Raw genomic sequence first — 24,283 nt, 5'->3', positions numbered from 1 at the left:
TTTTCATGCTGAAAAACTAGTTAGATGATGGGGTGACAAATGAAAAACTTTGAGTAATTTCCTCTAACGTTGTGATAGTAGTTAATAAGCTGAGGGATTGGAGAGTTGCTTTATGTGCTTCCATGGTTGCTGCGGAACAACAATCCTCCACAACGAATACATTGTAGCCTTCGTCTGACGCAATTCTTGCAGTCGTTTCAACTACAATATTTGTGGCAACACCAAACAATACGACATTTTCAGTCCCGTTTTCCTTAAGTAGTTCAGATAAATTAGTGTTTTGGAATGGGCCAACGCGTTGATGTTTAACGACTAATTCATAATCTAGTGGTTTTACTTCCTCAATAAAATCTGCACCATAGGTTCCTTTTACTAAAGCATTTGTTTGATGAACCATGGATAGAAGAGGCGCATTGGGATGTAGGTCAGAGTGGTCAGGTTCAAAGCAAACGGCAACATGAATGATAGGGATATTATGAGAGCGAGCGGTTGTAAGTAACTTATTTCCCATTTGTACCACATGTCGTTCCTTTGCTTGTTCAGCAAAAAAATCAGCAAACTTTCCGTCAGGAGAAACAATATCATGCTGCATGTGAAGAGATAAGAGAGTCGTTTTCGATAAATTAAAAGAATAACTCATTTTCTTTCTTCCATCTCCATTCCATTGAAAATTTAAGTTGTCAAACATTGCTGTCACCTGCATTTTAATAGGTTCACCGATTAGAAGTCAATGTATTTTTTATTTTCTGAAAAAGGTAATGGAGTTGTAATCTAGGTAATTTATACCATTGAGAAGTTACTTTGCCATCCGTTTTTTATGATATAATATAGCTGTCCTTATGAAGGAGGTGATAGGAAATGGAAAAGGAATTTGAAAAATTAATCTTGGAAGAACTGAGAGATATCAAAGGCATTTTAGGTTCACATACTGAGAAGCTGGACAAGCATAGTGTGATTTTGGACAAGCACAGTGAGATTTTGGATTCACACACGAAAAAGCTGGACAAGCACAGTGAAATTTTGGATTCACACACGAAAAAGCTGGACCAACACAGTGAAATCTTAGGAATGCATGGTGAAACGCTGCGAGAGCATGGAAGAATGTTATCTGCATTACGAACAGGGCAAGAAGAATTGAAAGCAGAATTAGATGGTATGAGACTAGAGAATGCAAAAGAGTTTGGCGAATTAAAAGAGAATGTGAAAAATGTTGAAGCTAGTATTGAAGTTTTGAAAGATGAAACATGGATGAATAAGAAAGATATTTATCGTATTAAAACAACGATGGGGCTAAAATAGTACAAGCTTATACATCGCAACATAGCCCCTATACTCCAGAAACAATGCTCCTATTTCAAACTACTACCGCCTACAGAATCACTTTATTTTACTTATACGGATTTATAGATTACTTTTAACTCTTTTTTATGAACTTACACTATGGAAAAAATAATAATGGTAAAGTTGAAATAAGAGAAATCTATCTAAAGCTGATTCACTTGAATCCTTTCAAAAAGGAAATTCAATGGGGATCAGTTTTTTTATGGGATATTTTAATTAATTAGTAGTTTTCTCTCACTTATCGTGGTTTTATTGATAAAGAGGTATGTATTTGTGAGTGAACATTAGGTTATTGAGTGATAATTGATAGTTTTGCCACTCGTTTTTTCTATTAAATTGGTTAATCTTACAATTAGTGAGGCAAATCTTACAATTGATAAGGGGATTCTTACTATTGAGAGTGGAAATTTTACAATTAGTAACAATAAATGAACAAATAGATATTTTAAAACATGCTTTAAAAAAATTTTTCATAAAAAGTGTAGTCAACATTCTTATTTGTATCGTCTATTACATGAGAGCAAGAGAGGAGGGGAGAGAGATTAGTGATGAGGTGTTAATAAAACAAGTCTTACGAGGTCAAGAACATGCCTTTCGTATTCTTATTGAAAAGTATCGAAATCATATTTATAAATCTATATATTCTGTACTGAGGAATGAGAAGGACGCAGAAGATGCAACACAAGAAGTTTTTATAAAGATCTATTACTCTCTCCCTAAATATGAAGGAAAAGGGCTTATAACATGGATGACCCGAATTGCGGTAAATTATTCCATAGATATGAAACGTAAACAGGGAAGACGGCGAGAAGAGATCGATGGGGATGTTGGATTAAAGATAAATAGTACTAATGAAGAAACCACCGAAGATACTTTTATACGAAAAGAAATGAGTTGCCGAGTGCGTGAGAAAATAGAGGAAATGCCTGAAAATTATCGTACTGTTGTATTTGGATATTACATAGAAGAAAAGAGCTTTCAGCAGATGGCTGAGGAGCAACGCGTGAAAGAGAAATCTATACGTGTAAAGCTTCATCGAGCTAGAAAATGGATGAGAGAACAGTGGAAGGAGGACGATTTTATATGAGTCATGTTTCGAAGGATGACTGGGTGCGCTATGTTCATGGGGAGCATCCAGAAGAAGTTCGTATGAAATATGAAGATCATTTATACAACTGTGATCATTGTATGGAGTTATATTTACAAGCGATGGAAGACACTTCACACACTTTACCACAGTTGGCAGACAACACCGAGATTACAGATGTAATAATGGCTCAAATATCTGGCGAGAAGGAAGTAGAGCGATTAAAGAAACGTCCTTTTTACGAAAAAACTGCTTTCCATTATGTTGTAGCGGCAGCGATGACCGTTATTCTTATGTCGTCAGGTGTGTTTCAAATGATTACTAATTATGTGGAGGATGTTCAAACAACAACATTGTCAGAACAAGCTCCTTCTATTACAGAACAATTATTACAAATTCTATTTACAAACGAGGAGCAATGAGGAGGCGATGAAATTGAATAACGAATATAGTAGCCCTGTTGTGGCATTTTTTCTAAGCTTTTTTCCTGGAGGAGGACAGTTTTACTATCAGAGACTTTTTGCTGGTGTATTTTATTTTATGGCAACGGTATTACCTGCTGTCACGGCAATTGCTTTAGTTGTCTTATTTGGATACTTCGACTTTTTTATGTTTTTGATTTTGCTTATCGGTGTTTTCTTCTATATGGTAAGCTTCATTGATACATTGATTACTAGTAGAAAACGGTCCAAGGAGTTGAAACAACGGAAGTTAGAAGGAAGTGATGGTGAAACTACACAACACTCAAGTGAGGAATATGAACGCTTTTTTACTATTGTTTTATCGTTTATCCCAGGTGTGGGTCACTTTCAATTAGGGTTAATGAATCGTGGGTTTACCTTCTTAACAGCATTTATAGGTGCGGGAATCATGATTGTTTTTATTGCCATTTTTTTACGACAAGATGTATTCCTAATCTTTATGGCTTTTTTACCAGTTGTGTGGGTGTACAGTTTCTTTGATGCAGTACAGCAGCTCAATAAAAAACAAAGGGGCGAAGAGTTACAGGATAGTTCTGTGTTAGAAGAGTTAGAGAATCGACATAAAGATGGACATAAAAGCAAAACGATAGCAACGATCTTATCTATTTTTCCAGGTGCAGGTCATTTGTACTTAGGATTACAAAAACGAGGAATTCAACTAATGGCAGCATTTCTGTTGTCGATGTATATTTTGGACGTGTTACGACTTGGCATCTTTATGTTCCTCATTCCTATCATTTGGTTTTATAGCTTTTTTGATGGATTACAGATGGCGAGTCGTCATGGAAAGGAAAATTTGGAGGATAAACCTTTAATAACGTACTTATTTAACCATCAACGTTGGATTGGGATTGGGTTTATCGCTCTAGGTGCTTTCTTTATATTAGATCGAGTATTCGTACCTTCTATTGCTCCAAGACTAACAGAGTTTTTCCAAGCAGACGTGTATTCATGGTATTACAATCACTTCCAAGTTCTTGTTGTTAGCATTTTGTTAATTGGTGGAGGAGTTAAACTTATAGCTGGGAGCAAGAAGAAGGTAGGTGCGTCGTCATGAGGACTTGGAGAGTAGGATCAATTTCAATGGGATTTACGCTATTGCTTCTCGGGGTATTTCTACTTGTCTCTCAATTTAAAGGCGGAGAAATATCCCTCATATTAATGATGTGGTGGCCAATTATCTTTATCTTACTTGGAATAGAGATTATCATCTTTCTACTTATAAAGGGGAAAGAGGATTCGATTGTAAAATACGATGTATTTAGTATTATCTTCATTGGCTTTTTAGGTACCGTTGGGGTTGGATTAGTAATAGCAACAACATTAGGGTTAGCAGAAGAAGTATCTGCAGGAATATCAATTACGGAAGAAACAGTAAATTTACCAAGTTATGACGAGATTATCCCTTCAGAGGTAAATAGAATCGTAATTGATGGTAAAGTAGATTTTTTAACAATTGAAACAACTAACAATAGAGAGTTTGCTTTTTTTGGAACCTATCGAACACAGATATCAGAGAATAGTGAACTTCTCGAGGATGACATACTTTCTGTAAAAAAAGTTGGTGACACATTTTATGTCCATGTGAAGCAACTTCCTGAAAAATATGGTTGGAATTATCGAAGCTCCCAAGTATCTGCCACAATAATCATGCCAAACTCTATCGATCTTGAGTTAGAGACAGATAGTGCGGACATCACTCTGAAACCTAGATCGCTGAAAGCGGATTGGAACATAAAGGGTTCACAGCATGCAACACTATATATTCAAGAAGATAGCGATCTGAAGCTACAGGGAATAGATGTTAGCAATTTTATAAGTGGGCATAACGAATGGGTTATAGAGGAAAAGGTGAACGAGGAGCAGAGAGAAGAATGGGAGTATTGGAACGGAGCGAAACAGAACGGAATCTTGGAATTTGGTGATGGTACTAATACCATTACATTTATCGGTGCATATGAGGTTCGAATTTTTGATCCTAAATTAAGATAAAAGGGCACATTGGTTTCCCACATGGGGAAACCAATGTGTTTTTCTATTTTATAGAAAAACCTGTAATTTGTTTTTGCATCATGTGGATCTTTCTCTCCTAAAATTAGAATTTTATAGGCTAACAAATAGTTTATGCTAGGTACTTGTACAAAGTTCCATAAAATTTGGCGAATGAATCATACGGTTCGTCCACTCATTTTATATCTTGTCTGCATAAAGTGTTAACAAACGATAAAGGGAGGTGAATATACAATGGCTGATAAAAAAGGTGGAAACGAAAAATCTCAACCATCAAAACCATTCTTCAATTACGACCCTTTTAAAGAGAAAAATGCCATTGCACCAAAATCAAGAAGTAGAAAAGCGAAACCAGATGTGAGTTATGGGAAAAAGATTGTAAAGCTTCCAGTAGTTTTAGCAGAGGAAGAAGTACAGTTAGATATTAATGCAAACATTGAATTCCCAGAACCAGTATTAGAAATTAAAGAGATTAAGAAAAATCTAAAAATCACTCAATGTAGGTTATTGCTACCAACAAATAAATTATTTATTAAAGGGTTTGTTCGAAAAAACATTCAATACGCTACACCTAAATATGGAAATAAGAAGTCGGTCGTTTCCAATATTCGCTCACTAACAATTGATGTTCCATTCAGTACAGTAACAGAGGTAGACTTTATTAACAAACCAACATTCAAGCTATTACCAGATTCACAAGAGTTCACGTATTTCAGTAAATCGAAGTTACCGAAAGGGCATCACTCTTCTGAGAAGTTGCTTTCTACTGACCTTTCCCAATACAACCAAATTAGTGGTGAGGAATTTAACGAGCTACCGTATTGCGAAATCGTTTCAAGCCACTTTATTGAATTAGATAAAGCATTAGACAGAAAAATGGGTGAAGTGGAAAACTATCGTGGTGAGGAAATAGAAGCTCCATTTGAAGAAGGAACTTTCACGAAAGTGGAAGAAAAAATGGTTGTTGAAGTAAAAATTAAAGTATTACAAGATCAACAAGTGGAGATTGATTCAAAGAAGAGCTGGTAATGAACTTTTTCCCGCTTCAATTTATGAGCAAGCAGTTTATTCTGCTTGCCTTATATTATTGTTATCGTTATTTTAGAAACGTTGATAGACAAATATAGGTGTTAATCACCAAAACATATAATATGCAACTATCGTTAGAATAATTGCTGGTATAAAGGCAACTATGTAAATGATACCGAGCAATGTAAATCGTTTTTTTGTTGTCTTTTGGTAGTTCTCGTCATTGGGATTTACTCCAATGATAATAGTGGTAACTAGTGCAAAGATACATATGATGCCGCTTATAATGATAAGTAAGTTCATATTGCAGATCTCCTTAAGATAATGTAATTAGTAAAAAGTCTAATCTGAAATACGTGCATCAGACTAACTAGTAATACTACGTTTGTAGGTTTGTATTCTATTCGTTTCAGTCAGTTTGCTTTTTTGGTGGCTACGATGTGATGGTTAGGATATAAGAATTTATTCTCATACATAGTTCGTTATTTATATTGTAAATTGATTTTCTATGAAGTTAAAGGTTTTTGTTTTGAAGATGAATTGTCATTCTGGTTTTTCTTAAGTAATTAAGGGTACTAAAAAAATATATTGCAAATACTTTTGGAAAGTATAAAATGAAGTTGGTTTAGTTTTTCCTATATGTATAGGTCTTATAGCCTTTACTTGAATGGATATACTAAAAAGAGGAAACTTTTTGCACTAAAGTACTTATTTTAAGAAAACAGTGACAATTTCGAAAGATTCTAGTATACTTATTTTTAAAATCCTTGTATGAAGGACACTTGTATTCTTAATGAGTACAATGGTAAGGGAAAGGATGTCTGTATTTATGAAGGTTGTGAAGTTTGGTGGAAGTTCTGTTGCTAGTGCCGAACAATTTAAAAAAGTTGCAAACATTATATTAGCTGATTCGGATCGGAGAATGGTAGTTGTATCCGCTCCAGGAAAGCGTCATGAAAGTGATATAAAAACGACGGATTTATTGATCCGTCTTGCGGAAAGTGTTACGGATAAAGGATACGATGAGGAAGTGCTTTATCTCATTGTTAGTAGATATAGCGAAATTATCAAAGACCTGTCTTTACATGAATCTCTTGTAAATGATATTAAAGATACGTTACTGAAAGCAATAGAAGACTACAGGCATGATGAAGATCGATTAATGGACGCATTAAAAGCAAGTGGTGAAGACAACAATGCTAAGGTAATGGCTGCCTATCTGTCATCATTAAACCAAGAAGCATACTATATATCACCAAAAGAAGCAGGGATGGTAGTTACAGATGAACCAGGTAATGCAAGAATATTGCCAGATGCCTATGCAAACTTAGAGAAATTAAGAGATCGAAAAGGAATTTTAGTTATTCCTGGATTTTTTGGCTATTCAAATAAGGGGCATATTGTAACGTTCCCACGTGGAGGATCTGATATTACTGGATCAATAGTGGCTGCAGGAGTAGGCGCGACGGAATATGAAAACTTTACAGACGTTGATTCTATCTACAGCGTTAATCCAAAACTTGTGGAAAATCCTATGGAAATAAAAGAATTAACGTATCGTGAAATGAGAGAGCTTGCTTACTCAGGGTTCTCTGTTTTCCATGACGAAGCTTTGCAGCCAGTAGTTCGAAAAAAAATACCTGTGGTAGTTAAAAATACAAATCATCCAGAAGCACCAGGTACTCGAATTGTTCATGAGCGCAAAGTGAGTGGGTACCCTGTTGTAGGAATAGCAAGTGATACTGATTTTTGTAGTATCAATATAACGAAATATTTAATGAATCGTGAAGTAGGCTTTGGCAGGCACCTTTTAGAAATATTGGAGGATGAAGGAATCTCATTTGAACATACGCCATCTGGCATTGATAATATGTCTGTTATTGTACGTGGCGATCAGTTGAAAAATGGGAAAGAAGAAAGAATAATCCACCGAATCCGTACAGAATTGTTTGTAGATGATGTTCAGATAGAAAGATTTTTAGCAATGATCATGGTTGTTGGAGAAGGTATGGCTAAAACATTAGGCATTGCTTCTAAAGCTACGATGGCATTATCAGATGCTGGGGTTAACATAAAGATGATAAATCAAGGTTCGTCAGAAGGAAGTATGATGTTCGGAGTGAACGAAGATCAAGTGGATCTTGCGGTTACAAGCTTGTACCATGCTTATTTTTCTCCAGTAGGAGTTCGTTAATACGTTAAAATGAAACAAGAACGCATGGGGCGACGGGAACCCCCCCTTGCGTTCTTTACTGTATTATCGTTGAAACGACTTATATGGGTGAAGTGTAAGATGCATGTTAAGTTACTTACTTGATTTTAAGGGGCCACTTAATAAATAAGGATCCACCCTCCATGGTTAAATGCAAGAGGGTGAACCTACCTTAATAATATGCGGTGATTATCATATTCTTGATGAAATCGGTTCTTTCATTTCCACTCAAAAGGAGTTGCTTGATACACATAGTAATTTAACCAATTGGAAAAAAGCAAGTGGGCATGAGAACGCCAACGATTTAAAGGTTTTTCCTCAGGGTTATTGTTAGGGAAATAGTATGCAGGTACATTTACCTGTAATCCTTTTTCGCAATCTCGTTGATACTCCTCTGCAAGGGTGGTTGTATCATACTCTAGGTGGCCTGTTGCAAATACGTGTTTTCCATCCTTTGATTTAATTAGAAACGGTCCAGCTTCTGGTGAGGAAGCTAAAAGTACTAAATTTTCATTAGCTTCAATTTCTTCAATTGAGACATCGGTGTATCGAGAGTGTGGTGCAATAAATTCATCATCGAAGCCACGAAGTAATTCAATTCCTGGCTCCGTAATAATACGGTGACTAAAGACTCCTGAGCATTTTTGTTGCAAGGCAAACTTATTTATACCGTAGTAATGGTATAATGCTGCCTGTGCTCCCCAACAAATATGCATCGTTGAAGTTACATTGTCTTCTGCCCAATCCATAATTTCTGTAATTTCCTCCCAATACCCTACATCTTCAAATTTGAAGTGTTCGATAGGAGCACCCGTAATAATCATTCCATCAAATCGTTTCTCTTTAATGCTTGCAAAATCAGTATAAAATTCTGCTAGATGAGATTGACTTACGTTTTTTGGTTCGTAGGACATTGTCCTTAAAAAAGTAATATTTAGTTGTAACGGTGTATTACCTAACAAACGTAGAAGATGCGTTTCTGTCTTTTGTTTTTCAGGCATCAAATTTAAAATCACAATATTTAACGGACGGATGTCTTGGGTTACAGCCCGTTCATCATCCATGATAAATATATTCTCGGTTTCTAATATCTTTCGAGAAGGTAGTAGTTTAGGTATAGTAATTGGCAATGGATCATCCCTCAATTATTTGAATTTTCTTGTAATCATCATTATTATAACAGTTGTGAAGAAATCTTCAATACGTTTGGACTTTAATACTGTGTTAATTTACTATATAAAAGTATAAAACTTCCAGATACGAAATAAAAATATTGCCATATGAGCACGATCCCACTATAATCCTAATATGCATTCTGAAAGAAACGGGAGGTTTTAACTATTGATTCGTCGATTTATATCTTATTATATACCTCACAAAAAGCTTTTTGCAGCAGACTTTAGTAGTGCCATTGTTGTAGCTATACTAGAATTGGCGTTTCCGTTGGCTGTCCAATGGTTCGTAGATTCTTTGCTGCCGACAGGAGATTGGTCAACTATTGTCTATGTAGGTATTGCGCTGTTTTTTGTCTATGGATTAAGTACGTTTTTACAATATGTTGTCCATTATTGGGGGCATAAGCTAGGAATTAACATTGAAACAGATATGCGGGAGCAATTATTTGAGCACACGCAAAAACAATCGTTTCGATATTTTGATAATACGAAAACTGGTCATGTTATGAGTCGATTCACGAACGATCTTTTTGATATTGGGGAATTAGCCCATCACGGACCAGAGGATATGTTCATTGCCCTTATGACTTTTATTGGTGCATTTTGGATTATGTTTACCATTAATGTGGAGCTAGCACTTGTTATCTTATGTATTGTTCCATTATTGATTGGTCTTATCGTTTTTTGTAACCTGCAAATGAACAAAGCATGGAAGCAAATGTTTAGTGATATTGCCGATGTGAATGCTCGGGTAGAAGATAGTGTGTCTGGAGTTCGAGTAGTGCAATCTTTTACTAATGAAAGATTTGAGATTGCAAGATTTAGCAAAGAAAACAAGAAATTCCGTAAAGCGAAGATACTATCTTATAAAGTTATGGCATTTAGTTTATCAAGTATTTACATGTTAACTAGATTTATGATCTTAGCAGTATTAATTGTCGGTGCTTGGTTAACATTCACAGGCCAGCTATCTGCTGGAGCTCTAGTGGCATTCATTTTATATGTTAATGTACTGTTAAAACCAATTGATAAGATAAGTGCGTTAATGGAGCTATATCCAAAAGGAATGGCAGGATTTAAGCGTTTTACAGAAATGATTGATACAGAGCCTGAAGTTCAGAATAGGGAAGATGCAGTGGAGGTTTCAGGACTTCGAGGAGATATATCTTTTAAGGATGTAACCTTCCAATATGAGAATAACAAGCCTGTATTAGAAGGGATCAATTTGCATGTTCGTGCTGGTGATACTGTTGCATTTGTAGGTCCTTCTGGAGCTGGGAAAACAACAATTTGTTCTCTTATACCAAGGTTTTATGATGTGAATGACGGGTCTATTACCATTGACGGAATAGATCTCCGTGATATGACAAAAGAATCGTTACGAGGTCATATTGGAATTGTTCAGCAAGATGTCTTCTTGTTTACAGGAACACTTCGTGAGAATATTGCTTATGGTCGTCTGGATGCATCGGATAAAGAGATTGGAGAAGCCGCTCGACGTGCACACTTAGAAGCCTTTATCCAAAGTCTACCAGATGGGTACGATACCCAAATTGGGGAGAGAGGACTAAAGCTTTCTGGAGGACAGAAACAACGAATTGCTATTGCAAGAATGTTTTTGAAAAACCCACCAATTCTAATTTTAGATGAAGCAACATCTGCATTAGATACAGAAACAGAAATGATTATTCAGGAAGCATTATCTGAGTTAGCGAAGGATAGAACGACATTGGTTATAGCTCACCGTCTTGCTACGATACGAAGTGCAGACCGAATTGTTGTAGTTACAGAGGATGGTATTGCCGAAGAAGGCTCCCACGACGAGTTAATTGCACAGGGTGGTGTGTTTGCTAACTTACACCGAGTGCAATATCAAAGGTGAATGTAGTTTGTTTTTTAGTATAAAGAATAGATAAGGCTAGGAAACAACGAAAGTGTTTAGCTGAGAAGACGAACTGTGTGTAACCTTAGCGGAGGAAATATACGAAGACTCCGCCGGGATAAAAAGGCAAGGGTGAGACCCCAGAGTGTTAAGCTCTCGGCGGCTCACCAGCCGCCCACGGAAAGCGAAGTATATTTCCGTAGCGATAATATACACAGTATCAGTTCGTTGGATATTGAGTGCGAAAACACATTTGACCCAGCCACTTAAATTCTGATATGGCGTCTGGCTTCTGATTCTTACTATTTTTCAAAATAATCTACTAATGCTGCTGCTCCATAGAGTCCTAAATCTCCTCCAAGTGTAGTCAACGAAAACTCCAAACCTTCCCCAATACTTGGCAGGATGATATTACGAGATTTCTCAATAACTGCGTTTATAAATGTATCACCAGATTCCATAACGCCTCCTCCAAATACTATTTTTTGAGGATTGTAAGCATGGACAACATTTGTAATTCCAATAGCTAAATCTGTTTGAACTTGGTCCATTAATGTGGTTGCAAAATTGTCACCTTGTTGAGCAGCTTCCAGTACTTCCTTCGACGTTAGAGGACTTACATTTCTTAGTGTGGAGGAAGCGTTAGAATTTCTTAAATGTTTTTTCGCTAAGGAAGCAATGCCCGTTCCTGAAGCTTGTGCTTCCAAGCAACCACGATTTCCGCAACCACACATTTCCCCGTCAGGCCGGATGATCATATGACCCACTTCTCCTGCATTTCCGTTGTGACCCAACATCAATGTCCCGTCTACGATCACACCACTACCAATACCTGTACTAACAGTAATATATACGAGATTTTTCACTTCTTCTTTATAAGAATATAAGTACTCTCCTAATGCAGCTGCATTGGCATCATTATGTAAAAATACTGGGATGTTGTATTCCGCTTGTATAATTTGTTTTAACGGTACATTCTTCCAACTTGGTAAATTGGGAGGTGCTTGGATTTCTCCCTTAAAAGGATCTAAAGGACCAGGAGAACCGATACCTATTCCTTTCATATCTAATATTTGTAAGTTTCCTTCTTGTAAAACTTGATTTATTAACTCTTTCAAACGTTCAATCGTTGCCGCAACACCCTCATGAGAGTGTGTTGGAACCTTTTTCTTACAGATAAGAACTCCCCCATCTGCAAATACGCCAACTCTCATGTTTGTTCCACCTATGTCGATGCCGATACGGTACATGGTGAATTCCCCCATTTCGCTCAAAATATATCATGCTATTAATTTTACCTTAAAAGGTGTTTGGATGATTCTATAATTTTACATAAAGAGTATCTTTTTCAAGGCTACGTTTAAGAAAGCGCGTGATATTTGACAAAGTCTGGAGGAAGCAGGACTAAATTGTCAAGAAAGCATGCTTTGCGGTATCTCGCCCCTACTCAACTTCCCACTGTAGTTCGTGGACTTTCGCTCCTTCTATAAAATGATAATAGTATTAATCTTCTTCTCAATTTATTTTCATCTGATAGATATCTTTCCTCGTTAATATCCCTTTTCATAATCCACGACATTAATAGAAAGAGGAGTACCTGCAACATAATTTTTCAAGTTTGGTATGAAAATCTCTTCTATTAATCGTTGGTTGTAGTGTTCTGTTGCTCCTGACGTGTGTGGGGTGATGATAACATTCTCCATCTCCCATAATGGACTATCTTCCGGTAGAGGTTCCACTTCAAAAACGTCTAAACCCGCTCCAGCAATTTGACCATGTGTAAGTGCTTCAATTAAATCTGCTTCTACAACAATTTCTCCGCGACCAATATTGATAAAAAAAGAGGAGTCTTTCATTAATTCAAATTGTCTATTGGAAAACATTTGTTTTGTCTCGTTCGTGAGGGGTAATGTTATAACAACATAATCACACTGTGGAAGCACTGTATTTAATTCATGTTGTGTGTACATTTGATCTACATCTGCTTCAGGAGCACCAGAATGACGAACTCCGAGAACCTTCATTCCGAATGCTTTTGCGATTTTTGCGGTTTCTTTTCCGATGGCACCTACACCAATAATACCGATTGTTTTGTTATGCATTTCAAGCTTTAATCCAGCGTTCTCCCATGTTTTCGTTTGTTGATTCCGTACATAGGTATGGATTTTTCTAGTTAAGCCTAACATGAGTGCAAAGATTGTTTCAGAAATAGGAAAGGAATGGACTCCATTGGCGCTGGTAACTGTAATTTCTCGTTTGGAGAATTCATCTAATGGAATACTGTTTACACCAGCACTCCACGTTTGAAGCCAGCGAAGGTGCGGTTTTCGGCACATGCATTTCTTTTCTATTTCTTTTGTCCAACCAGCTATGATTTCCGCATCTTGCAATTGATCTATCCAAATCTCTTTTTCTTTTCCAACAAAAACTTCCCAGGCAGGAATAATAGATTTTATTTTCTCAGTGAGAGTAGGATCAATGTTTCTCGGAATAACAAGTTTTTTCGTAGACATTTTGATATCTCCCATCCTTTCATTTGTTTCTATTTTATATGATAAATATCATGAAAGAAAATTAAAGGTTGGTACATTTGAGTTTAAAACGAGAGTTAGGTTACTATGGAAGGATAAGCTATCATGATGAAATAAGGTGAGTACAATGAGACAGAGTAAATATTCTTTTCCAAGCTATTGGAAGGGGAAGACTTCGAAAAATGTGGATATATGGAGCGGATCTTATGATAATATACCACTAAATAAAGGATCCGTAATATTGCAAATTTCTATAATAAATTCTTATAGTAACTTATACGAAGATAGCTGGGTTGTTTATCCAAACATACAGAGTGTCCTTGGCTTTTTGCAATTTTTCTATCTGCCTACTGCATTCTTAGGGATTTTAGATGATGAAGCTGACGATTCCTACTATTTTGAAGAAGATTTAGGTGAGGTTTTAGATTATTTTAAAGAAAAGCTTCCAGAGGACGAAGAAAGAATAACGCAGATGGAAGATGTTTACTATGAGCTAATCCAGTTCTGGGAAAAAGACGAACATGCTATTTCTCACGACATAAAAGAGTGGGGTGAAAAGTTTAACGAACAATGGAATAAAGAGAAAGGAATCTCATTTTTCATCAACATCTTTCGTTCTCCGAAAGAAGTTGCAGAGTATATCATCCATTCATACGAAGAAGATCTCGGGCTAGAAAGCCTACAAGCAGATATTGGTCTATCCAAAGAAAGTTTTTTACAATTAACCGATGACTATATCTATAATAACCAATTTGCCCAACGTCAATTTATGCGAATAGTGACGCAAAAACTGAATGTGACAATATAAATGGAACTACCTCAAAGGAATATTCCTTTGAGGTATATCTGTAACTTATTCTTCTTCCTCTTCGTCATGTCTCTTTTTCACATAATATCCATAAGAAAACGCACCGTAGATACAGAGAGAAAACACTCCACCCATGATAAGACTATCCATTAATGAACCTTCACCTAAAATCACATACAATAGTAATGTAGAACCAATACCAACGACGATCGATAGTATAATGATATTTGTTAAAGAATTAAATAAGGATCTAGCTGATTTCGGTTTGTCTTCATTTTCAACAGATACCCGCATATTTAATAAAGCAGATATGATGCTAGGGATGAGAACGACATAGGTTAGTGGTGTACCGGTGGCTCCTTTTCCTTGAATGAAAGCTTCATATACCCAAAGACTGACTAGGAGTATCGTTTGTATGGCGAAAACGGTTCGAATATTTTTTAGATTTTCCAGTTTCAAACGTTCATCTTGTATTTTCTTGATCATTCATTCCTCTCCTTTTCTGCCCAGAATAATTCATCTAACGTTTTGTTCACAGTATGACAAATTTCTAAACAAAGCTTTAACGTTGGATTATACTTCCCCTTCTCGATTAAGCTAATTGTTTGTCTTGTTACTCCTATTTTTTCTGCCAGTTGCTGCTGTGTTAAATTTACTTGCATTCGAGCGATTTTCACGTTGTTTTTCAACAAATATCAATCCTCCAAGTCAAATTATACCATCATTATTGTAATGTATATATTCCATAATGTAAATTATATTTTGCATTTTGTAAGTTATACATTACATTGACTAGGGAGTAAATTAAATAAACAATTGCCAGATTATTTGGTAAAATAAAAGGTATATATTGAGGAGGAATTCGAATGTCGGATGGAATGCTGGAAAACAAGGAAGTATATATATCACCAGAAGTAGCAGTTGTGTATAAACAGCTTTTACAAACTAGTATTGTGAAAGAAGGCTTAGTTTGGTTAAAAGAGCAAAATGAACAAACTCTTCAAGATCAAATCGAGCTAACAGAAATTCCAGCCCCAACGTTTCAAGAAGAAATGCGCGGAAAGGAATTTAAAAGAAGATTAGAAGAGTTAGGTTTAGAAAATATAGAAAAAGACCAAGTGGGAAATGTGTTTGGTTTATATCGAGGAACAGGTAATGGGCCAAGGATCGTTGTTTCAGCTCACTTAGACACTGTTTTTCCAGAAAAAACGGATGTGAAAGTACGAAGAGATGGAAATAAGGTGTATGCACCGGGGATAGCTGATGATGGACGAGGATTGGCGGTAGTTCTAACGTTACTGAAACTTTTCAACAACTTCAACATAGAAACGGAGGGAGATATTCTTTTTGGAGCAACAGTTGGAGAAGAAGGCTTAGGAGATTTAAACGGGGTGAAAGCTCTTTTCAAGAATCGAGATGATATTGATGGATTCATTTCTATAGAACCTGGATCGCCTACGAGAGCGACGTATCTAGCAACAGGAAGTCATCGATATCGTGTTACGTTTCGCGGCAAAGGAGGGCATAGCTTCGGAGATTTTGGAACACCTAGTGCCATTCACGCTTTAGGAAGAGCTGTAGCAAGAATTTCTGATTTACAAACGCCTGACGAGCCGAAAACAACCTTTACCGTGGGAACAATTAGCGGTGGAACGTCAGTAAATACAATTGCTGAGGAAGCAACGATGCTAGTAGATATCCGTTCTACGGACCCGGAGGAACTTCAAAAACTTGAAATTAGAATATTAGAAGAGATTCATACAGCAGTTGCGGAAGAAAACAAACGCTGGGATACAAACTCTATCAAGGTAGAATTAGAACAAGTAGGTAATCGTCCAGCTGGTACTCAAAGTGCCCACTCTATGATTGTACAAGCTGCCACGTCAGCTACGAAGAGTTTGGGATATGAGCCGAAGCTAGCTCCATCAAGTAGCACTGATTCCAATGTTCCTATCAGCTTAGGAATTCCAGCGGTTACCCTTGGTGGTGGAGGGATGTTTGGTGGAGCTCATACGCTATCAGAGTATTTTGATGCAACCAATTCATTCTATGGACCACAACAAGTCTTTTTAACGATTCTAGGTCTCGTGGGGATAAAAAATGGTAGTGATCCCGTTTTACCAAAACGTAAATAATCTTTCATACAGCAGATAGAGGAGTAAACTCATGATTATTAATTTAAAAGATATAGAACAAGAAATTACCAGAGTTTTTGAATACCTTCACGAAAATCCTGAAACTAGTTGGAAAGAGTATAATACTACAAAATACATTGCTGAATTTTTACGAGAACAAGGGATTTCGGTAAGGACATTTGACAATATCCCTGGACTTATCGCGGAAATAGGTGAAGGATCTCCTATGGTGGCTGTCCGTGCAGATATGGATGCACTGTGGCAAGAGGTGGATGGAACATTCAAAGCAAATCACTCTTGTGGACACGATGCACACATGGCGATAGTATGTGGAGTTGCAATGGCATTAAAAGGGATTACGCCCCCCCCTAAAGGAACAGTCCGCTTTATTTTTCAACCAGCAGAGGAAAAGGGAACGGGAGCATTACATTTGGTGGAAGAAGGTGTAGTGGATGATGTTAATTATTTATATGGAATTCACCTTCGACCAATTCAAGAGCTAGAGGATGGAAAAGCAGTTCCTTCAATTATTCATGGTGCGGCAAAAATAATGCAAGGGAAAATTACTGCGGATGATGCGCATGCTGCGAGACCTCACCTTGGGAAAAATGCAATTGAAGTTGGAGCACAAATGATTACAATGCTAAATAGTATTCACCTGAACCCAATGGAGTCTTACTCAGTAAAAATGACGTCGTTTCATGCAGGAGGAGAGAGTGCCAATATCATTCCAGGATCGGCTACTTTTAGTATAGATCTTAGAGCTCAGAGGAATGAAGTGATGGATGAACTGACAGAAAAGGTAGAGCAAATTGCTGGTTCATTACAAAGCTACTATAACATCGGCATCGAGCTAACAGAAACTGCATCTATTGCTGCTGCGCAAGTGCATGAGGAAGCGCAAGCATTCATGGAAAAAGCTATTATACATGTTATTGGTGAGGCCAATCTAAGGGAACCTCTTATTACAACTGGAGGAGATGATTTTCACTTTTATACGATTAAACGTCCTCATTTGAAAGCAGCAATGCTTGGACTTGGGTGTGGACTAGCTCCTGGATTGCATCATCCTAAGATGACCTTTAATAAAGATGCAATGATTAATGGGGTAAAGATTTTATCAGAGGTAGTAATAAATACGTTAGAAGAAAGAGCGGAACAAAGGTGAGTAAGCAAAAAACGCAGATATTGTTGTAGAGTAGTGAATGGACATAGAAGAGGCGACCAGTTTATTGTGAGTCGCCTTTTACTTAGCTTTCATATACTGCTGCTACTTCTTCTTCATTTTTAGTGATTGCTTTCTGTTTTACTAGGGGCACACGGATACAAAATATAGATCCTTTATTTAACTCGCTAGTTATGGAGAGAGTGCCATCTAAACTTTCAATAATTCGGAAAACGGTCATCATTCCTAACCCAGTTCCTTTTTTTCCTTTGGTTGTAAAATAAGGCTCACCTAACCTACTTTTTTGTTCCTCGGTCATTCCCACTCCTGTATCAGATATACATAAAATCACATTGTTGTTATCCAACTTTGTTTGGAGGGTTAGTGTTCCACCATTCGGCATAGCTTCGATACAGTTCTTTGTTATATTTAATATGCATTGTTGAAATAATTGACTTTCCCCATAGATCATAAATGAGTGAATTTTTGCCTCAATGGAAACAGAATTCATATTAGCTAATGGAGTAATGACATCAAGTGCGCGTATTAGTTCCTTCTTTGTGTCAAGGAGTTTTGTTTCTGCTGCTTGTGGCTTTGCAAATGTTAAATAATCACCAATAATACTATTTGCACGATCAATTTCTTCTATTGCAATATTTAAATATTCCTGTTTCTTTTTATGTGGTAAATCCGTTTGACTTAATAGTTGCAAAAATCCTCGAACCACTGTTAAGGGATTTCTGACTTCGTGTGATATGGAAGAGGCAAGTTGACTAACTAAGTCCATTTTTTCCGTACGTAATCGCAAGAGTGCAGTTTCATATATTATTTCAGTTATGTATATAATGATTGCAACTGCAATTGTTTGAGCAAAAATATAGACTGCGATATTAAATAGGCTAAATGAAAGATAAGACAATGAGATTACAATTGCCACTAGTAAGCTGGAAGTAAAAGCAATTACTGTACCTATCATCAGTTTTGTCAGTTTTGGAGATCGTCTAAAGTATCTTAATATGTATAGGAGCAATATAGCATGTGAAGTGGTGAATGCTAAATTTAACCAAGCACCTGTACCTCCAAAAAGGAACCGATACAAGTTCGTTACTACCCAAATCACAATGGTTGCGGGAACTCCTCCGTATAGTCCACCTATAATTGTTCCCACATAACGTAAATCGAAAATATACCCATCTTCACTAAGTATAGGAAAGGTTAGACAACTAATAATGGTAAGAAGAAACGTAAATAGCATAATCGTTTTTTTAGATTTTTTAGAAGCGGTACTTTGTTCTAGCACTATAGGTATTAAAAGTAAGAAAAATAAGAGAAAAAGGAAATTTAACAATAGGTCTTCAAAAAGCCATTCCATATAGACCTCCTTTAACACTGATCTAGGCAATTACAATAGTAGAATTTTTATATTGATATATAATTCTGAAAATTATAATGCGATTCGATATTATAATTGTAAAATATATGTAGTAATTGTCAATAATCATTTTGTATTCATATATATACTACTAAAGTTAGTCTGGAATGGAAATACTATACAGGAACATACTAATAGGAGTGGAATAATGATTTACGATGATATAAAAGGTAAGGTAGCAATTATCACTGGTGGGGCATCAGGCATGGGCCGAGCGGTTGCAATCCGTCTTGCGAAACTTGGCGTAAAGGTAGCTTTGTTAGAATTGGATCTAGAAAAAGCGGAAGAAACGAAGAGCTATATAGAAAAGTTTCATGATGATGTAATTGTAGAATCTTGTAATATAGCTAATGCTGAGGATATTAAAGTCGGAATAAAAAAAGTCATAAAATACTGGGGAAACCTACATATTGTTTTTGCTAACGCTGGTATTGCAGGAGCTCTATCGCCTATTGAAACGATGGACATGGAAGAATGGGATAAAACAATAAATACAAATCTAAGAGGAACATTTGCAACTGTAAAGTATTCAATACCATATTTGAAAAAAAACGGAGGATGCATTGTTATAAATAGTTCGGTCAGTGGTAATCGAGTTTTTTCCCAAGCTGGATTCTCAGCATATAGTACTAGCAAGGCAGGGGAAGTCGCATTCATGAAAATGGCTGCTCTGGAGCTGGCAAAATATAAAATAAGAGTGAATGCAATATGTCCAGGTGGAATTAAAACAAATATAGGTGCAAGTATTCATAAATCTTCAGATTTAGATGAGGTTGCTATACCGGTGGAATATCCTGAAGGAGATCAACCATTAGAGCACCGCCCAGGTTCACCTGAACAGGTTGCTGACTTAGTTGAATTTCTAGTATCCAATAAATCCTCCCATATATCTGGTACGGAAATATATATTGATGGTGGGGAGTCATTATTAAAAGGGTAGAACAACCAGGAAAGTGATTATTTTCACCATGGAGGATGAAAATACGCTGTGAAGCATGTTATAGTGCTATCCACTTTCTTTGGTAAGAGTGTAAGCCGGCGAGAGTACTTGAAAAATGCTAATGCATTTTCTGCGTGAGGTGTGGTTTCAAGGAAGCGTATTCAATGTCTTGTGGAAAGCAGAGCGGAACCAGGATGGTGACATGACGCCCGCCGTGCCCACAGCACTGGGCTGCTCTTAGACCAATTGGAGAAGAGGTTGTCCAGCTCCCCACAGGAAAGGAGTGGACTGTAACGAATGGAATACCAACCAACAATGTTAGTATCACTAGATAGTCTGATACACATATTTTCATGGCAGACTATTAAAAATAAAAATGTAATAAATATGCTGTTATATTGATGTTAAAGTAGTATAATATATATAATTAGAATATTCAGAATATAAAACAATAACTTCTAAAGGAGGTAGGGCTTTTTGAGAGAGGAAATAAAATTAACAGACGAATTAAGTGTCGTAACTTTTCCCTATACTGATTACATCTCATGTGTGGAAGTATTTAAAAACGGTAAATCAATGACAGTATTTTGTTCTGACAGGCATTATATTGAAGAATGTAAAGAGAGCCAGGACAGCTTCTTAAGCCTTGTAACCGAGTATGTAAATAAATAATAGTAAAATAAATAAAAAGAAACAAGCAAAATAGTCTAGTTTGCTTGTTTCTTTTTGACTTGTACTTTAAGAATATGTTTATCTGCCCTAGATAGTTTAACTAATTATAAAAATGTGAAACTCCGCAGGATAATCCCATGCATGTGAAAAATTTGCACTATGGCGTTTGAAAATACATTATGAAGTAAATTAGTACTATTAACTTTATATGGAATGAGTGCAACTCCCCACAGAAAAGGAGTGGGCTGAAGCGAATGGAATACAAACCAACAGTTAGTATCAATAGATATTCTGATACGTGTAATTTCAAGAAAGAATCTTATATTAATCTCTACATTCTTACATGAGATTAACAATATTGGATACCGTAAAACATAGGTAGATGATCAGGATGAAATGGGGCAACGAAAGATGACATACATATTATTGTTATTAGGGTTTGTTTTGTTAATTAAGGGCGCAGACTACTTTGTGTCAGGTTCATCAAAAGTAGCGAGTCTACTCCAGATACCACCTTTGCTTGTAGGATTAACTATTGTGGCTTTTGGTACTGGGGCACCAGAGGCTACAATAAGTATTATTGCAGCGCTAGAAGGAAGTACGGAAGTAACAATAAGTAATGTGGTTGGAAGTAATATTATTAACACAGCATTAGTTGTAGGGTTAACTGCAGTGATCTTTCCGTTAAAGGTAGAGAGTCAAACACTAAGAAAAGAAATACCATTTGTAATGCTGGCAAGTGTTGCTCTGCTTGTTTTAATGAGTGATATGCAGCTACAGATGACGGAAGTAAATGTCATTACTCGAAGTGACGGAATTATTCTATTGTTATTTTTTGCTATTTTTATGTACTACATATTTGAGATAGCGAGAAATAGTCGAGATAAATCCTTAGAGGTACAAGTGAAGACAAGCAAAAAAGAGTGGGGGAAAAACATCACTATCACCATTGCTGGTCTTGCTGGGATTATTTTAGGCGGTTATTTTGTAGTGGAAAGTAGTACGACAATCGCCTACATGATGGGGATGAGTGAGACACTAGTGGGCTTAACGATTGTAGCAATTGGTTCATCTTTACCAGAATTAATAACATCAATAACAGCAGCCCTGAAAAAACAGAGTGAAATCGCATTAGGAAATATTGTCGGTAGTAACATATTTAACATCTTATTCGTATTAGGAATATCGTCGATCATTACTCCGTTACCAGTAAACTCAAAGATTTTTACTGATATTTTTATCATGATATTACTGACGGTTGCGTTATTTTTATATTCTAGAACAAGGCTGTGTATTGGCAAGTACGAAGGATTATCTCTATCGTTTATTTATGTAATGTATTTGATTTATGTCATTATAAGAAATTAAATCTTCATGTTTTGCTAAAGACACAATAGGGAATGGAAAAGTTGAAGTTTTCTTGATGAGAGGAGAAAAGAATTATGAAAGTACTAGTGGTGGGAGCAAATGGTCAAATAGGCAAACATGTAGTAAACCTATTACATAGAAGTGATTCCCATAGTGTGAGAGCTATGGTTCGCAAAGAAGAGCAAAAGACGGAACTAGAAAAATCTGGTGTCGAAACAGTTCAAGGAGACCTTGAAGGTACGGTGGAAGATATTGGTGAAGCTGTAACTGGATGTGATGCTATTGTCTTTACTGCAGGATCTGGGGGGAAGACAGGACCTGATAAGACGTTACTTATCGACTTAGATGGAGCTGTGAAAACAATGGAGGTCGCTGAAAAAATGGGGATATCTCGTTTTATTATGGTTAGTGCTTTACAAGCAAATAATCGAGATAATTGGCACGAAGCCATTCGACCTTATTTTGTAGCTAAACATTATGCAGACAGAATGTTAGAAGCGAGCGGACTTCAATATACTATTATCCGACCAGGAGCATTAACGAACGACGTTGGTTTAGGAACAGTTTCTATAGCGGAAAACTTAGAACGAGGATCAATCTCAAGAGAGGATGTAGCAAAAGTAATTGTAGCATCTTTAAGTGAAGAGAACGTATACAAGCGTTCATTTGACTTACTTACCGGAGAATCAGAAATTGAAACTGCATTAAAACAACTATAATGCCTAAAGGACTGATCATCAAAATGATGATGGTCCTTTTTCTTATGGACAGAAAATGGTAGTAGATACTGATTTACAACATGTAGAGTTAGACTTACTTATAGTAATGTCTCAAATTGATCAATGTGTTTTTCCAGACAAATAGAATTAGACAAAGCCTCCCTATAAATGACAAGTTCTGTATTAACCTATACAATATAATTAGATACAAGTGCTTGATAATTTAGTAATAAAGGAGTTTTCTATGAACTTAAAACCAGAAACGAATGTCGGCGGTTTAAACTTTGATTGGGATTTAGAATCAGGTAAATTCCAGTTCGAAGGGGAAGATGCAGTACTCTTTTGGATATCATCTGCTATGAGGATGTTCTTTGATACGATCGAAGAAGTCTCGGGAGAGGAAGCTGCAAATGTAGTATTAGAAACCACAGGATTTCGCCAAGGGTTAATTGTTGGAGAATATTTTCAAAACTTAAAAATGGTAAGTGTGGAAGAAGCGGCTAACTTAATTACGAATACATATGCTTCAGCAGGGTGGGGTAGAGTATTTATTGAGAACCTTGATTTTGAGATCAAAAGCTTTAATTTAAAATTAAAAGATGATTGGGAATATAAAGTTGGTGTTGCTCAACAAAAAAGAACAGGTGGAACATTCTTGCCAGCGCATTACGCTGGGATTTTTACTGGATTATTCCATACGAATATCTGGTATGAAGTGGTAGAATACCAAATTGAGGGTCATGAGTATACAAAAGTTAATTATTTTCCATCTAGTATCACCGTGACAGAGAATATTCATCAACTTGCCCGGAAGAGAGAAGTAAAAGAGATTCAGATGCTTGAAGGGCTTGTAGAAGATAAAACAAGGGAATTACAAAAACTAGTACAAACACTTTCTGCACCTATGATTCCCGTTTTAGATGATATTGTAGTTGTACCATTATTAGGAAAGTATGATGAGAAAAGGGCAGAGGAACTAATAGAAAAAACATTATCTATGCTTCCGAAACATGAAGCAAGCTACTTATTATTAGACCTAACTGGGATAGATAAAGACTTTTCTTCCTTTGCGGCAAGCATGGTAGAGAAACTAGTAAGCGCGACATATCTGATAGGAACAAAAACGATATTAGTGGGTATCTCAAATGAGTTGAGCTTAAGAATGACGCAAAATAATGTTGATTTTTCTAACTTAGACTGCTTTCGAACATTACAACATGGAATATACTTTGCTTTATCGCAAAGTGGAAGAAGGATAGAGAATAGCTATTAATCATAAAAAAGGTGTCAACGTC

At 36.4% G+C, this 24,283-nt stretch carries 24 protein-coding genes; 16 read left to right on the top strand and 8 right to left on the bottom strand.

The window, feature by feature from the left end; genetic code table 11:
- Positions 1 to 16: 16 nt before the first annotated feature.
- On the bottom strand, positions 17 to 688 hold the full coding sequence (locus ACERII_RS20630) for a cysteine hydrolase family protein (protein ID WP_373644821.1): 672 nt from the start codon (positions 686 to 688) through the stop codon (positions 17 to 19).
- 170 nt (positions 689 to 858) lie between these two features.
- On the opposite strand from ACERII_RS20630, the gene ACERII_RS20625 reads away from it, so the two are divergent.
- From ACERII_RS20625 to ACERII_RS20600, 6 genes are all read left to right on the top strand, one after another.
- The gene (locus ACERII_RS20625) at positions 859 to 1,299 is read left to right on the top strand and encodes a hypothetical protein (protein WP_373644820.1); all 441 of its coding nucleotides are present in this window, start codon (positions 859 to 861) and stop codon (positions 1,297 to 1,299) included.
- A gap of 556 nt (positions 1,300 to 1,855) precedes the next feature.
- A complete protein-coding gene (locus ACERII_RS20620) occupies positions 1,856 to 2,428 on the top strand; it encodes an RNA polymerase sigma factor (RefSeq protein ID WP_373644878.1) in 573 nt (190 codons plus the stop codon).
- The gene (locus ACERII_RS20615; protein WP_373644819.1) at positions 2,425 to 2,850 is read left to right on the top strand and encodes a hypothetical protein; all 426 of its coding nucleotides are present in this window, start codon (positions 2,425 to 2,427) and stop codon (positions 2,848 to 2,850) included. The genes ACERII_RS20620 and ACERII_RS20615 overlap by 4 nt, the downstream gene beginning before the upstream one ends.
- A gap of 13 nt (positions 2,851 to 2,863) precedes the next feature.
- Positions 2,864 to 3,967, top strand: a complete 1,104-nt coding sequence (locus tag ACERII_RS20610; RefSeq protein ID WP_373644818.1) for a hypothetical protein — start codon at positions 2,864 to 2,866, stop codon at positions 3,965 to 3,967.
- Entirely contained in the window at positions 3,964 to 4,902 is a 939-nt protein-coding gene (locus ACERII_RS20605) for a hypothetical protein (protein ID WP_373644816.1), read from the top strand. The genes ACERII_RS20610 and ACERII_RS20605 overlap by 4 nt, the downstream gene beginning before the upstream one ends.
- Positions 4,903 to 5,154: 252 nt before the next feature.
- Positions 5,155 to 5,949 (top strand): CsxC family protein, encoded by a 795-nt coding sequence (locus ACERII_RS20600; RefSeq protein WP_373644815.1) that lies wholly within the window; start codon positions 5,155 to 5,157, stop codon positions 5,947 to 5,949.
- Between the two features lie 105 nt (positions 5,950 to 6,054).
- On the opposite strand, the gene ACERII_RS20595 is transcribed toward ACERII_RS20600, so the two are convergent.
- Positions 6,055 to 6,252 carry a hypothetical protein gene (locus tag ACERII_RS20595; protein ID WP_373644814.1) on the bottom strand — a complete coding sequence of 66 codons (198 nt, stop codon included), beginning with the start codon at positions 6,250 to 6,252 and terminating at the stop codon, positions 6,055 to 6,057.
- Between the two features lie 526 nt (positions 6,253 to 6,778).
- Between ACERII_RS20595 and ACERII_RS20590 the strand changes: the two genes are divergently transcribed.
- Positions 6,779 to 8,143 (top strand): aspartate kinase, encoded by a 1,365-nt coding sequence (locus ACERII_RS20590; RefSeq protein ID WP_373644813.1) that lies wholly within the window; start codon positions 6,779 to 6,781, stop codon positions 8,141 to 8,143.
- Between the two features lie 236 nt (positions 8,144 to 8,379).
- Here the strand turns inward: ACERII_RS20590 and metA are convergent, their stop codons facing one another.
- Positions 8,380 to 9,291, bottom strand: coding sequence for a homoserine O-acetyltransferase MetA (gene metA / locus ACERII_RS20585; protein WP_373644812.1), 912 nt, complete (start codon positions 9,289 to 9,291; stop codon positions 8,380 to 8,382).
- 211 nt (positions 9,292 to 9,502) lie between these two features.
- On the opposite strand from metA, the gene ACERII_RS20580 reads away from it, so the two are divergent.
- Positions 9,503 to 11,218, top strand: coding sequence for an ABC transporter ATP-binding protein (locus ACERII_RS20580; protein ID WP_373644811.1), 1,716 nt, complete (start codon positions 9,503 to 9,505; stop codon positions 11,216 to 11,218).
- Positions 11,219 to 11,520: 302 nt separating this feature from the next.
- Here ACERII_RS20580 and ACERII_RS20575 read toward each other — a convergent pair whose 3' ends face one another.
- Both ACERII_RS20575 and ACERII_RS20570 read right to left on the bottom strand, forming a co-directional pair.
- Positions 11,521 to 12,468, bottom strand: coding sequence for an ROK family protein (locus ACERII_RS20575; protein WP_373644810.1), 948 nt, complete (start codon positions 12,466 to 12,468; stop codon positions 11,521 to 11,523).
- Positions 12,469 to 12,768: 300 nt separating this feature from the next.
- Entirely contained in the window at positions 12,769 to 13,731 is a 963-nt protein-coding gene (locus ACERII_RS20570) for a D-2-hydroxyacid dehydrogenase (protein WP_373644808.1), read from the bottom strand.
- 145 nt (positions 13,732 to 13,876) lie between these two features.
- On the opposite strand from ACERII_RS20570, the gene ACERII_RS20565 reads away from it, so the two are divergent.
- Entirely contained in the window at positions 13,877 to 14,557 is a 681-nt protein-coding gene (locus ACERII_RS20565; RefSeq protein ID WP_373644807.1) for a hypothetical protein, read from the top strand.
- Positions 14,558 to 14,602: 45 nt separating this feature from the next.
- Here the strand turns inward: ACERII_RS20565 and ACERII_RS20560 are convergent, their stop codons facing one another.
- Both ACERII_RS20560 and ACERII_RS20555 read right to left on the bottom strand, forming a co-directional pair.
- Entirely contained in the window at positions 14,603 to 15,043 is a 441-nt protein-coding gene (locus ACERII_RS20560) for a hypothetical protein (protein ID WP_373644806.1), read from the bottom strand.
- Positions 15,040 to 15,246 carry a helix-turn-helix transcriptional regulator gene (locus tag ACERII_RS20555; RefSeq protein WP_373644877.1) on the bottom strand — a complete coding sequence of 69 codons (207 nt, stop codon included), beginning with the start codon at positions 15,244 to 15,246 and terminating at the stop codon, positions 15,040 to 15,042. Before ACERII_RS20555 ends, ACERII_RS20560 begins: the two co-directional genes overlap by 4 nt.
- Positions 15,247 to 15,423: 177 nt before the next feature.
- Here ACERII_RS20555 and ACERII_RS20550 point away from each other — a divergent pair, with 177 nt between their 5' ends.
- Together ACERII_RS20550 and ACERII_RS20545 are read left to right on the top strand one after the other, a co-directional pair.
- Positions 15,424 to 16,692, top strand: coding sequence for a M20/M25/M40 family metallo-hydrolase (locus ACERII_RS20550; RefSeq protein WP_373644805.1), 1,269 nt, complete (start codon positions 15,424 to 15,426; stop codon positions 16,690 to 16,692).
- Positions 16,693 to 16,723: 31 nt separating this feature from the next.
- Positions 16,724 to 17,860, top strand: a complete 1,137-nt coding sequence (locus tag ACERII_RS20545; RefSeq protein ID WP_373644804.1) for a M20 peptidase aminoacylase family protein — start codon at positions 16,724 to 16,726, stop codon at positions 17,858 to 17,860.
- Between the two features lie 82 nt (positions 17,861 to 17,942).
- On the opposite strand, the gene ACERII_RS20540 is transcribed toward ACERII_RS20545, so the two are convergent.
- Positions 17,943 to 19,229 carry an ATP-binding protein gene (locus tag ACERII_RS20540; protein ID WP_373644803.1) on the bottom strand — a complete coding sequence of 429 codons (1,287 nt, stop codon included), beginning with the start codon at positions 19,227 to 19,229 and terminating at the stop codon, positions 17,943 to 17,945.
- A gap of 208 nt (positions 19,230 to 19,437) precedes the next feature.
- On the opposite strand from ACERII_RS20540, the gene ACERII_RS20535 reads away from it, so the two are divergent.
- The 5 genes from ACERII_RS20535 (at position 19,438) to ACERII_RS20515 (ending at position 24,261) form a co-directional block, all read left to right on the top strand.
- A complete protein-coding gene (locus tag ACERII_RS20535) occupies positions 19,438 to 20,229 on the top strand; it encodes an SDR family oxidoreductase (protein ID WP_373644802.1) in 792 nt (263 codons plus the stop codon).
- 477 nt (positions 20,230 to 20,706) lie between these two features.
- A complete protein-coding gene (locus ACERII_RS20530) occupies positions 20,707 to 20,901 on the top strand; it encodes a hypothetical protein (protein WP_373644801.1) in 195 nt (64 codons plus the stop codon).
- A gap of 411 nt (positions 20,902 to 21,312) precedes the next feature.
- Positions 21,313 to 22,269: a calcium/sodium antiporter gene (locus ACERII_RS20525; protein WP_373644800.1), complete on the top strand. Its 957-nt coding sequence runs from the start codon at positions 21,313 to 21,315 to the stop codon at positions 22,267 to 22,269.
- Positions 22,270 to 22,343: 74 nt separating this feature from the next.
- The gene (locus tag ACERII_RS20520; RefSeq protein WP_373644799.1) at positions 22,344 to 22,988 is read left to right on the top strand and encodes an SDR family oxidoreductase; all 645 of its coding nucleotides are present in this window, start codon (positions 22,344 to 22,346) and stop codon (positions 22,986 to 22,988) included.
- 244 nt (positions 22,989 to 23,232) lie between these two features.
- Complete coding sequence (locus ACERII_RS20515) at positions 23,233 to 24,261, top strand: STAS domain-containing protein (RefSeq protein WP_373644798.1); 1,029 nt, start codon at positions 23,233 to 23,235, stop codon at positions 24,259 to 24,261.
- The last annotated feature ends 22 nt before the right edge of the window (positions 24,262 to 24,283 follow it).

The sequence above is a fragment of the Evansella sp. AB-rgal1 genome (assembly GCF_041820985.1).
GTDB lineage: Bacteria > Bacillota > Bacilli > Bacillales > Salisediminibacteriaceae > Evansella.
This window is presented reverse-complemented; position numbering and strand designations above follow the sequence as displayed.

Coding starts and splice junctions, on each gene's coding strand:
- ACERII_RS20630 (WP_373644821.1), bottom strand. CDS start 688: ATGTTTGACAACTTAAATTTTCAATGGAATGGAGATGGAAGAAAGAAA.
- ACERII_RS20625 (WP_373644820.1), top strand. CDS start 859: ATGGAAAAGGAATTTGAAAAATTAATCTTGGAAGAACTGAGAGATATC.
- ACERII_RS20620 (WP_373644878.1), top strand. CDS start 1,856: ATGAGAGCAAGAGAGGAGGGGAGAGAGATTAGTGATGAGGTGTTAATA.
- ACERII_RS20615 (WP_373644819.1), top strand. CDS start 2,425: ATGAGTCATGTTTCGAAGGATGACTGGGTGCGCTATGTTCATGGGGAG.
- ACERII_RS20605 (WP_373644816.1), top strand. CDS start 3,964: ATGAGGACTTGGAGAGTAGGATCAATTTCAATGGGATTTACGCTATTG.
- ACERII_RS20600 (WP_373644815.1), top strand. CDS start 5,155: ATGGCTGATAAAAAAGGTGGAAACGAAAAATCTCAACCATCAAAACCA.
- ACERII_RS20595 (WP_373644814.1), bottom strand. CDS start 6,252: ATGAACTTACTTATCATTATAAGCGGCATCATATGTATCTTTGCACTA.
- ACERII_RS20590 (WP_373644813.1), top strand. CDS start 6,779: ATGAAGGTTGTGAAGTTTGGTGGAAGTTCTGTTGCTAGTGCCGAACAA.
- ACERII_RS20575 (WP_373644810.1), bottom strand. CDS start 12,468: ATGTACCGTATCGGCATCGACATAGGTGGAACAAACATGAGAGTTGGC.
- ACERII_RS20570 (WP_373644808.1), bottom strand. CDS start 13,731: ATGTCTACGAAAAAACTTGTTATTCCGAGAAACATTGATCCTACTCTC.
- ACERII_RS20565 (WP_373644807.1), top strand. CDS start 13,877: ATGAGACAGAGTAAATATTCTTTTCCAAGCTATTGGAAGGGGAAGACT.
- ACERII_RS20560 (WP_373644806.1), bottom strand. CDS start 15,043: ATGATCAAGAAAATACAAGATGAACGTTTGAAACTGGAAAATCTAAAA.
- ACERII_RS20550 (WP_373644805.1), top strand. CDS start 15,424: ATGTCGGATGGAATGCTGGAAAACAAGGAAGTATATATATCACCAGAA.
- ACERII_RS20545 (WP_373644804.1), top strand. CDS start 16,724: ATGATTATTAATTTAAAAGATATAGAACAAGAAATTACCAGAGTTTTT.
- ACERII_RS20540 (WP_373644803.1), bottom strand. CDS start 19,229: ATGGAATGGCTTTTTGAAGACCTATTGTTAAATTTCCTTTTTCTCTTA.
- ACERII_RS20535 (WP_373644802.1), top strand. CDS start 19,438: ATGATTTACGATGATATAAAAGGTAAGGTAGCAATTATCACTGGTGGG.
- ACERII_RS20525 (WP_373644800.1), top strand. CDS start 21,313: ATGACATACATATTATTGTTATTAGGGTTTGTTTTGTTAATTAAGGGC.
- ACERII_RS20520 (WP_373644799.1), top strand. CDS start 22,344: ATGAAAGTACTAGTGGTGGGAGCAAATGGTCAAATAGGCAAACATGTA.
- ACERII_RS20515 (WP_373644798.1), top strand. CDS start 23,233: ATGAACTTAAAACCAGAAACGAATGTCGGCGGTTTAAACTTTGATTGG.